The sequence below is a fragment of the Streptococcus oralis genome, from assembly GCF_001588645.1.
Lineage (GTDB): Bacteria > Bacillota > Bacilli > Lactobacillales > Streptococcaceae > Streptococcus > Streptococcus oralis_AB.
In genome coordinates this window covers 1-527 of the sequence record NZ_LAYF01000037.1, presented here as the reverse complement: position 1 = coordinate 527, position 527 = coordinate 1, and the positions used below count along the sequence as shown (strand labels likewise).

The 527-nt window shown below is 36.1% G+C and carries 1 protein-coding gene; it reads right to left on the bottom strand.

Translation table 11 applies throughout. The features are described 5' to 3' along the window. Positions 1 to 295: 295 nt before the first annotated feature. Positions 296 to 527: LPXTG cell wall anchor domain-containing protein (locus A0739_RS09715; RefSeq protein ID WP_155718980.1), on the bottom strand; the 232-nt coding region annotated here is incomplete at its 5' end.

Sequence of the window (527 nt, the reverse complement as noted above, 5' to 3'; positions counted from 1 at the left end):
TTATACATGTCACTTTGTCAAGCGATTTAACGCTATTGTAACCGCTTATTTTGTTTTTTGCTATATTAACCGTGAGCCTCCTATTTTCATAACTCTTTTCTTTTTTTTTGTAATTTTACTTAAAATTCTGTTTGCTGTAATTTTTTATAAAAAATATATTTTTTTATATTATTGTATTTAATTTTAAACAACAAAAAAGTCCCTAGAAAACGAATTTTCTAGAGACTTTCTCTATCAAGTCTAAGAGAGAAGTAGAATTCTCACTTACCAAGTTTCATGTTTCTCCTACGAAAGCCTAGGCTTTACGTTTTACGAAGAATACCAATCCACTCAATGCCAATACTACAAATCCAATTGCTGAGAAGATAGATGTTGCTTCACCTGTGTTTGGAAGTTCAGCTTTACCTTTATTCTCAGTAGCTGGAGGTGTTGGTTGTGAATCTGGTGTTGGTGCTGGATCTGGCGTTGGCGCTGGATCTGGCGTTGGCGCTGGATCTGGTGTTGGTGCTGGATCTGGCGTTGGTGCT